The sequence below is a fragment of the Exiguobacterium sp. SH1S1 genome, assembly GCF_004337245.1.
Lineage (GTDB): Bacteria > Bacillota > Bacilli > Exiguobacteriales > Exiguobacteriaceae > Exiguobacterium > Exiguobacterium aurantiacum_A.
The window spans coordinates 1,242,822-1,252,149 of the sequence record NZ_SJUZ01000001.1; the positions used below are offsets into that span (position 1 = coordinate 1,242,822).

At 51.5% G+C, this 9,328-nt stretch carries 7 protein-coding genes, 8 tRNA genes and 2 rRNA genes; all 17 read right to left on the reverse strand.

Going from position 1 to position 9,328, the window contains the following annotated elements:
* Nucleotides 1–81: 81 nt before the first annotated feature.
* Entirely contained in the window at nt 82–1,878 is a 1,797-nt protein-coding gene (gene glmS / locus EVJ23_RS06305; RefSeq protein WP_131464880.1) for a glutamine--fructose-6-phosphate transaminase (isomerizing), read from the reverse strand.
* A 358-nt stretch (nt 1,879–2,236) separates the two neighbouring features.
* Nucleotides 2,237–3,595, reverse strand: coding sequence for a phosphoglucosamine mutase (gene glmM, locus EVJ23_RS06310; RefSeq protein ID WP_071398580.1), 1,359 nt, complete (start codon nt 3,593–3,595; stop codon nt 2,237–2,239).
* 35 nt (nt 3,596–3,630) lie between these two features.
* Nucleotides 3,631–4,911 (reverse strand): CdaR family protein, encoded by a 1,281-nt coding sequence (locus tag EVJ23_RS06315; RefSeq protein ID WP_070329316.1) that lies wholly within the window; start codon nt 4,909–4,911, stop codon nt 3,631–3,633.
* Entirely contained in the window at nt 4,912–5,772 is an 861-nt protein-coding gene (cdaA, locus tag EVJ23_RS06320) for a diadenylate cyclase CdaA (RefSeq protein ID WP_016508862.1), read from the reverse strand.
* 133 nt (nt 5,773–5,905) lie between these two features.
* Nucleotides 5,906–6,541 (reverse strand): polymer-forming cytoskeletal protein, encoded by a 636-nt coding sequence (locus tag EVJ23_RS06325; protein WP_131464882.1) that lies wholly within the window; start codon nt 6,539–6,541, stop codon nt 5,906–5,908.
* Nucleotides 6,538–7,113 (reverse strand): RNA polymerase sigma factor SigW, encoded by a 576-nt coding sequence (gene sigW / locus EVJ23_RS06330; protein WP_070329318.1) that lies wholly within the window; start codon nt 7,111–7,113, stop codon nt 6,538–6,540. Before sigW ends, EVJ23_RS06325 begins: the two co-directional genes overlap by 4 nt.
* 131 nt (nt 7,114–7,244) lie before the next feature.
* Nucleotides 7,245–8,147, reverse strand: a complete 903-nt coding sequence (gene rocF, locus EVJ23_RS06335; protein WP_131464884.1) for an arginase — start codon at nt 8,145–8,147, stop codon at nt 7,245–7,247.
* A 201-nt stretch (nt 8,148–8,348) separates the two neighbouring features.
* Nucleotides 8,349–8,424: transfer RNA gene (locus tag EVJ23_RS06340), tRNA-Ala, on the reverse strand.
* A 17-nt stretch (nt 8,425–8,441) separates the two neighbouring features.
* Nucleotides 8,442–8,516: transfer RNA gene (locus EVJ23_RS06345), tRNA-Gly, on the reverse strand.
* A gap of 8 nt (nt 8,517–8,524) precedes the next feature.
* Nucleotides 8,525–8,600: transfer RNA gene (locus EVJ23_RS06350), tRNA-Lys, on the reverse strand.
* A 5-nt stretch (nt 8,601–8,605) separates the two neighbouring features.
* Nucleotides 8,606–8,689, reverse strand: a tRNA-Tyr gene (locus EVJ23_RS06355).
* Between the two features lie 6 nt (nt 8,690–8,695).
* Nucleotides 8,696–8,768, reverse strand: a tRNA-Thr gene (locus EVJ23_RS06360).
* A 27-nt stretch (nt 8,769–8,795) separates the two neighbouring features.
* A tRNA-Val gene (locus tag EVJ23_RS06365) sits at nt 8,796–8,871 on the reverse strand.
* A 4-nt stretch (nt 8,872–8,875) separates the two neighbouring features.
* Nucleotides 8,876–8,950: transfer RNA gene (locus EVJ23_RS06370), tRNA-Glu, on the reverse strand.
* A 4-nt stretch (nt 8,951–8,954) separates the two neighbouring features.
* Nucleotides 8,955–9,029, reverse strand: a tRNA-Asn gene (locus tag EVJ23_RS06375).
* Between the two features lie 8 nt (nt 9,030–9,037).
* A 5S ribosomal RNA gene (rrf, locus tag EVJ23_RS06380) occupies nt 9,038–9,153 on the reverse strand.
* Between the two features lie 51 nt (nt 9,154–9,204).
* A 23S ribosomal RNA gene (locus EVJ23_RS06385) occupies nt 9,205–9,328 on the reverse strand; the annotation flags it as partial.

A 9,328-nucleotide genomic window follows, 5' to 3' on the forward strand; every position in this document is an offset into this window, starting at 1 on the left:
TTATAGACTCAGTATATCAAGCCGGTTGACGCAACGTAAATCACAAAAAAGCCAAGATCTCGAAAGATCTTGGCCTACTCTTTATTCTACAGTTACTGACTTCGCCAAGTTACGTGGCTTGTCGACATCACAGTCACGTGCGAGTGCAGCGTAATATGAGATGAGTTGAAGCGGGAGTACTGTTACGAGTGGTGTAAGCAACGGCTCGACACGCGGCAAGACGAATGAATCACTCTCGTGTTCCATGCCTTCCATCGAGATCGTGCAGGCAACTGCGCCACGAGCGACAACTTCCTTGATGTTTCCACGGATGTTGAGGTGCGTGTTCGGTTGCGAGACGAGCGTGATGACCGGTGTGCCGTCTTCGATCAACGCGATCGGTCCGTGCTTGAGCTCACCGCCTGGGTAGCCTTCCGCTTGAATATACGAGATCTCTTTCAGCTTGAGCGCGCCTTCAAGACCAACGTATGAGTCCATCCCACGACCGAGGAAGAACGCGTTACGTGATTCTTTCAAGAACTTGTCAGCCAACTGCTCAAAGATTTCTTTTTGAGCCATGACCGAATCCATGATCGTCGCGATGCGAGCGAGTTCCGTCATGAGGTCGAACGGAAGCTTCTTCCCGTTCGCACGAGCGATGTCGTAAGCAAGGATCGCCAGCACGGCGATTTGCGCCGTGTACGCTTTCGTCGATGCGACCGCGATCTCAGGGCCAGCATGGAGGAGCATCGTCTCATTCGCTTCACGCGACAGCGTTGAACCGGCAACGTTCGTGAGTGTGAGCGCTTTGTAGCCGCGCTTCTTCACTTCGACGAGGACGGCACGGCTGTCGGCCGTCTCACCTGATTGTGAGATGAAGAGGAACAATGGTTTCTCCGTGAGGAGCGGCATGTTGTAACCGAATTCTGACGCGACGTGCACTTCAGTCGGCACACCAGCGACACGCTCGATCAATTGCTTGCCGACGAGACCAGCATGGTAACTCGTTCCACAAGCGACGATGTAGATGCGGTCGGCTTCTGAGACGAGCGAACGGACGCCTTCTGTGAGCTCGATGTCGCCATTGTCGTTCTGGTAGTGTTGGATGATGTTGCGGATGACGGCCGGTTGCTCGTCCATCTCCTTCAACATGTAGTGCGCGTACGTGCCCTTCTCGATGTCTGACGCATCGATCTCGGCCGTGTACGGCGCGCGCTCGAGCACGTCGCCGTCGAGCGTCTTGATCGTCGCCGACTCACGTGTCAAGATGACGATCTCGCCGTCGTGGAGCTCGAGGTACTGGTCCGTCACTTGGAGCATCGCCATCGCGTCCGACGCGACGACGTTGAACGTGCCATCACCAAGTCCGACGAGGAGCGGCGACTTGTTCTTACCGATATAGAGGCGTTCGCGGTCCTCTGAGTCGATCATCGCGATCGCGTACGAGCCGTGGAGCTCTGAGAGCGTCTTGCGGAACGCCGATTCGACGTCACCAAGCTCGACGAAGTTCTTCTCCATCAATTGAACGATGACTTCCGTGTCCGTCTCTGAGAGGAACGGTGCGTCGAGCGTCGCCTTGATCTGCTCGTCGTTCTCGATGACGCCGTTGTGGACGAGCGTGAAGCGGCCCGTCGTGCTCTGGTGCGGGTGGGCGTTCGGTACGCTCGGTACCCCGTGTGTCGCCCAACGTGTGTGGCCGATTCCGATCAATCCGTCTACTTCTGCTGGGACGACTTCGCGTAGCGCAGCGATGCGACCGACTTCCTTATGAACGTTGACGTTATCGTGCATCAACGCAAGACCTGCCGAGTCATAACCGCGGTACTCGAGTTTCTCTAAACCTTTGAGAAGGATTTCCTTCGCTCCGGTATTCCCAATCATTCCTACAATTCCACACATACAAAAATCTCCTCTATATTCGATTTCTCGAAAAAGGAAACGGGCTTTTTCAAAGAGCTGTCAATGCGTTCCCCTTTGGCCGTCCGGTCACCCGGACGTTTTGAGGGATTGCTTTTAGTCGTGACAGGCGACTAGGAGGCATCCGCCGAAATCTCGATAACCTCCAACCTCGTCAACTCATAAAGAGTTCTGGCGCTTTCTCGTACTTTGTGCCCCTCCGTTTCTAAGGTCACGCTCTTAATAGTACAAATCACACCCCCATCCGTCAAGAAAATCAGATGATTTCACAGTGACAAAACGGAAACAAAAAGGGAACCCAAAATTGGATTCCCTTGTGTTATTCCCTGTTTCGACAAAATTATCCTTCAACACCGTAATCTTCACGGACGACTTGAGCGATTTGTTCGACGTAACGGTCGCAGTCTTCCTTCGTCGGCGCTTCAGCCATCACTCGAACGAGTGGCTCTGTACCTGATGCACGGACGAGAATACGCCCGTTGCCGTTCATTTCAGCTTCCGCTTCTTGAATCGTTGTGAGCACGCGCTCCCCTGTCATCGCATCCTGTTTATTCGTGACGCGAATGTTGACGAGCGTTTGTGGATAGACCGGCATTTCAGCTGCTAGTTCAGACAGCTTGCGTCCTGTCGTCTTCACGATTTGTGCGAGTTGGACACCCGAGAGCATCCCGTCGCCCGTCGTCGAGTAATCGAGGAAGATGAGATGACCCGACTGCTCGCCACCGAGCGTGTAGTTATGCTTCTTCATCTCTTCGACGACGTAACGGTCACCGACAGCTGTTTGAAGAGCCGTCATACCTGCGTCTTCGACTGCTTTGTGGAAGCCAAGGTTACTCATGACCGTCGCGACAATCGTATTGTCTTTCAAACGACCTTTTTCGCTCAAGTATTTTCCGCAAATGTACATGATTTTATCGCCGTCGACGATGTCGCCGTTTTCATCGATTGCAATCAAGCGGTCTCCGTCTCCGTCAAACGCAAGGCCCATGTCCGCTCCCTTTTCGCGAACGAATTGTGCCAAGTGTTCCGGATGTGTCGAGCCGACGCCTTCGTTAATGTTCAACCCGTTCGGCGAGTTCCCGATTGTCGAGACGTTCGCTTCAAGGTCAGCGAACAAGCGAGCCGCAAGGCCGCTCGTCGCGCCGTGGGCACAGTCGAGGGCGATATGGAGACCATCGAGGTCCTCATCAACCGTCTGTTTCAAGAGTTGAAGGTACTTTTGTGCCCCTTCATAGTAGTCCGAGACGAATCCGAGATCTTTCCCTGTCGGACGCGGGAGTGTATCTTCCGCAGCGTCGAGAATCGTTTCGATCTCTGCTTCGGTCGCATCATCGAGCTTGAAACCGTCGCTACCGAAGAATTTGATGCCGTTGTCGGCAACCGGGTTATGTGAAGCTGAGATCATGACACCTGCTGTCGCGTCAAGCGACTTCGTCAAGTAAGCCACACCTGGTGTCGAGATGACACCGAGACGCATCACTTCCGCTCCGATTGACAAAAGACCTGCGATCAGTGCGCCTTCGAGCATATGACCTGAAATGCGTGTGTCACGCCCGATCAATACTTTCGGCTGCTCACCGGCTGGCAAGTGCTTCGATAACACGTAACCACCAATGCGTCCTAAACGATAAGCTAGTTCTGCTGTCAATTCTGAGTTCGCGACACCGCGGACCCCATCTGTTCCAAAATATTTACCCATATATTCGTTTCCTCACTTTTGTATGATTGAACGTCTCATTGAAGCGAAGACGTTTCGGTTTGGTCTTCGACGCTCGTTAACTCGACGTCGATTGTTTTCGGCGAGACGACCGTCGCGCCTTTCGGTACTTCATAGTCTACATCGACCCCATGCAAACCACTCGGCAGACCCGTCAAATCTAGTGTCACACTGATGCTGTTCGACGTCACGCTCTCAAGGAGTGATCGTTTACCTGACAATGTGACGCTGACGACTTCCGGTGCTTGAAGCGTATAGTTCGTCCGATCATAGCCTCTGACCGTGACAGGCACGGTTAAACGGATGCGTTCCGTCAATTCCCCGGTATCATCTCGCGTTTGATCATCCGCTCGGACGAGTAGCTGGACTTCCACTTGTTCGGCAGCGAGCGATGATGCGCCTTCAGGCAGGACAAGCTTCGCTGTCACTTTCCCCGTCTGATCGACGCCATCAAGGTCAATCGGCTCGGTCTCAACACGGTCTAGTGCATCGAGCACTTCGCGCGGTGCGAAAACACGGACTTCTGTTTCCTCTAACAACGTGTCAACGAGCCTGAATTTATCGGCAACTTCGCCGGTCGTGACAGCTTCAATCGGGAACACGGCACTTTGTTCATAGACAGGAACCGTGACGTTGATGATGTTCGGTTCGACCGTCACGTTAAGCGGGTTTCCGTTCGCATCTAAAATCGTCGGCGGCACCTCACGCGTGAACGTCTGATTTTGATTCGCCACATCGACGTTCAATGTGATTTCTTTTACGTTTTGAATCCGGCTTTCGCCACCAGACACTTTTACAGTCGCCGGCTCGATTTCCGCTTCTCCGACCACATACCCTTCCGGCAACTGGTCTTTATTTAACAAGTTGACCGAAACGGGCACTTCAACTGTCTGTTTGCGATCGATGTAAATTTCAACAGTGTCCCGCTCAAGCTTTACGTTGACGTCACCGCCGAAACCTCGTGCTTCCACCGGGACACGATGGAACCCAGTACCGAGGTTCGTTAAATCGACGAACACTTGATAATCTTTCACCAATTTTGTCATCGTCAAACTACTCGATGGACCTTGCAGCTCAACGTTCATCTCTTCCGGAACGTTGTACGCGACGTATTGTACTTCATCGAAGAATACTTCGACAGGAACGTCAAGCGACATCGAGCTTTGCCCGACAATCGGCAATGCATTTGTTGAATTGGTCGACGAGCTCGTCTCGGCGACCATAAAATAAAGAAGGATGGCTAAAGCAAGTGCGATGATGCGGAGAAACCATTTATGTTGTAACCACTGATCAATCACTTACTTGTCCCCCCCTTTTTTATTAAAGAACGAGAGTGTCGTCTCTTTTTCTTCAATAACAAGTTCTTGGATCAACTTGTTGCGAAGTGCCTCCTCGTCTAGCTCGCGGTATAAACGTCCAGCAATCGCTAGAGATACCGCACCCGTCTCTTCTGAAACGGTGAGCGTCACGCTATCGGTCACTTCACTGACCCCGATCGCGGCCCGGTGTCTCGTCCCGAGCGCCTTATCGATGTGCGGGCTTTCCGAGAGCGGTAAATAACAAGCCGCCGCTGCAATTTTCCCGTCTTGGATAATCATCGCCCCATCGTGAAGCGGTGTATTCGGAATAAATAAATTGATGATCAGTTGTGACGTGATGTGCGAGTCCATCCGGATACCGGTTTCAACGTATTCGTTCAATCCGGTATCTCGTTCAATCGCGATCAACGCCCCAATTCGACGTTTCGACATGTACTGTGCCGAACTGACAATCGCTTCGATCATTTGTCGTTGCTTGTCCTCATCGCTCGTGCTCGTACGACCGAACAAATTGCTCGTTCGCCCTAAGTGCTCAAGCCCACGTCGAAGTTCTGGTTGGAAGATGATGATGATCCCAAGCAAACCATACGTGATCACTTGGTTCAGCAAGAACTGTAACGTCTTTAAACCAAAAAATCCGCTGAGGAACCAGCTGACGAGGATGATTGAAATCCCTTTTATCAGTTGGACCGCTTTTGTCCCACGGACGATCATCATCAGTTTATAGATGACGTACGTGACGACGACAATATCTAAAACGTCATTCAAATAATCGTACCAATGTACGTTCTCTGAAAGACTAAAAAATGATAAGATTGAAACCTTTTCAAGTAGCGGCAAATGCTCCCCTCCTCAACTACCTAGCCAATTCGTGCAAGTTTCATTATATCATATTTCCCAAACGACGCATCGTTAGATGACAAAACGAAACCAGATTGAAACGAATGAAAAAAGACGCCCTGAGGCGCCTCTCTTAAAGTATTTGTTTGATGGAGTACCAAACCCACTCAAAAATCTGCTCGATTTGTTCGAGCTCTCCGGTCACTTCACCCGCACTGGCCAAATAGGCTCGGCCGTGCACGGCTGTCGCATTGCCGTTGACGGTACCTTCGATCCGCAGGTCCCCACCTTGGACCGTAATGTCACGATCGACGATGACGTCTTTCGGTACGACGACCTCGTTCGCTGTGACAACGATTCCAGGTACTTTCGTGTACGTCATGGTTTCGGTAGACCCGTTCCATAAACCGAGTGTCGCGCTCGACATTAAACTAAAGAATAGTAAGGCCGCGACGAGTCCCGGATGCTTCCGGAACCAAGTCATCTGTTTCGAATGCGGTTTTCTCCGTGGCCGTGGACGGTCTTCAAGACGCACGACCGGTGTCGCCGGCGGAGACGTTTTCGCTTCAGGAATGGCCGCCATCACACGCGCCGTAAAATCGTCTGATAGCTTAGGACGTGGAAGTGCTTTAAGTTCGGCATCTATTCGTTCGTACTGAAGGTACGCCTCGTATAAGGCTTCGTCCTCTAGTAATTGACGTAATTCGTCAGATTCTTCGGGCAGGATGCCATCTTCCAAGTATTGTTGCAGTTTCTCTTCAGGAGTCAATTGAACCCCTCCCTGTTTTGAAAGATTGTTTTTAACATTTCTCTTCCCCGGAAGATCCTTGTTTTAACCGTTGCGACCGGCATATCGATCATGACGCTAATTTCTTTGAGCGACAAATCGTCCACGTACTTGAGCAGTAACGGGATACGATATTTGTCCGGCAGTTGCTGGATTGCCTCATGCATTTCGCCTCGAATCTCGCGGTGAACGACTTGGGCGTCGGGTTGGGGGGCATCATCGGCCAAATGGTCTTGATAGGTGAGACCATCCGTGCCAGCGATTTCGGCATCCATCGAGTACTCCGGCTTTCGCTTTCGGAGACGGTCGATGGCGACGTTCGTGGCGATTCGATACAACCATGTCTTGAACTTATACTGCGGATCATACGTATCAATCCGGGTATATGCACGAATGAACGTCTCTTGGGCAGCATCCTCGGCTTCGCCACGATCGTATAAAATCTTAAAGGCGACGGCAAAGACACCATCCTTGTACAGTTCTACCAGCTCAGCAAACGAATCGTGATTCCCCGACCTTAATTCGTCTACTAAACGGGTGGTCAGCCGTTCCATCAATCCACTTCCCCTCTCCGCAACCTATGCGGTCAATACAGTATACGTTCAGTTGTCTGATCAGGTTTCACATCACACAAAAAAAGTTTCCAAACCCATTGTAGCAAACGGATTTGGAAACTGTAAGGCGGTTAGACTATTTTGCTTTCCAGTAACAGGTTTTCTTTGGATTTCAAAATCGTTTCGCATAAACTGAAGGCGAGTTGAGCGGTTGTATCCTCTTGGTCAAGTGCAGGGTTCAATTCGACGAGCTCGATCGCAATCAACTCGTCGGCTTTCATCGCTTCCGCCAAAATTGCTTTCCCTTCTTCAGCCGTCAAACCGCCCTCGACTGGGGTCCCTGTTCCGGGGACGAGTTGAGCGTCCAAACTGTCCATATCAAAGCTTAGATAGAAGCGATCGACACGGTCACGTAAATACTCGATCGTTTCAGCCATGATTGTCTCGACGCCACGTGTCCGAACTTCTTCGACCGTCACGACCTTGATTCCAAGCTGCTTAATCGCTCGCATCTCTCCCTCATCAATATCACGTAAAGCGATATACACTAGATGTTCTGGCGCAAGCTTTGGTTCACGCCCACCGACTTCCGTCAATCGGATGTCACCTAGACCCATCGCAGCGGCAAGCGGCATCCCGTGGATATTGCCTGACGGTGATGTTTCCCCCGTATTCAAATCAGCATGGGCATCGACCCAAATTACTCCGTACGGTCCGGTTTTGGCGAGCCCAGCGAGTGTCCCGATTGCCATGCTGTGATCGCCCCCAACGATCAACGGGAATCGATTTGCTTCAATATCGGCAGCAACGACGTCTGCCAGCTCATTGACCGTATACAAGACGCCGTCTACGCGCTTTAAATGTTCTTCATTCACTTGAATTTCTGACTCTGGCAAGACGCGAATCGTTTGTTGTAGCGTCCCCGTTGGCAGTAACGCCTCGATTCCGAGTGTTCGCAATTTAGTTGGACCTTGATCGACTCCGTGTTTCCCCTGTCCGTAACGGAGTGGTACTTCAATATATGACCATTGCATAGCCATTCCCCCTTGAGCGATTGATACCTACATTGTAAACGCTACCAAATGTGTGGTTCAACTTAACACGCCGGTGAATAAACATGCAAAAAGGCAGCCTGAATGGTGGCAGGCTGCCTTTCTCTGTACTCTTAAGTGAATGGTTTCATGGATTTAGGCAAAAAAAAACTTAAGTCGTAAGTAACTTAAGAAAAAAACAAGTGGTGGAGCCTAGCGGGATCGAACCGCTGACCTCCTGCGTGCAAGGCAGGCGCTCTCCCAGCTGAGCTAAGGCCCCGTTACAGGGAATAAATATGGAGCGGAAGACGGGATTCGAACCCGCGACCCCGACCTTGGCAAGGTCGTATTCTACCACTGAACTACTTCCGCGAAAAAAATGGTGAGCCATGCAGGGCTCGAACCTGCGACCCTCTGATTAAAAGTCAGATGCTCTACCAACTGAGCTAATGGCTCAAACCTGGTGGGGGGGGGCGGATTCGAACCGCCGAACCCGAGGGAGCGGATTTACAGTCCGCCGCGTTTAGCCACTTCGCTACCCCCCCAAGGAGTGCCGGCGAAAGGATTTGAACCCTCGACCCTCTGATTACAAGTCAGATGCTCTACCAACTGAGCTACACCGGCATATATGGTTTGATTGGTTAATTAAAATGGTGGAGGATGACGGGATCGAACCGCCGACCCCCTGCTTGTAAGGCAGGTGCTCTCCCAGCTGAGCTAATCCTCCAAAATGGTGACCCGTACGGGAATCGAACCCGTGTTACCGCCGTGAAAGGGCGGTGTCTTAACCGCTTGACCAACGGGCCTTATTGGCTCCGCAAGTAGGATTTGAACCTACGACCTACCGGTTAACAGCCGGTTGCTCTACCACTGAGCTATTGCGGAACGATCTTGCCTGGCAACGTCCTATCCTCACAGGGGGAGACCCCCAACTACTTTCGGCGCTGAAGCGCTTAACTTCCGTGTTCGGCATGGGAACGGGTGTGGCCGCTTCGCTATCGCCACCAGACAAGGGAATTGTTCCCTGAAAACTGAAGACTCATCAAGTTCAAACCATTTCTAGATCAAAGCCTCGACCGATTAGTATCATTCAGCTCCACACGTCGCCGTGCTTCCACCCATGACCTATCTACCTCATCGTCTCTGAGGGGTCTTTCTTGATTGCTCAAAGGGAAATCTCATCT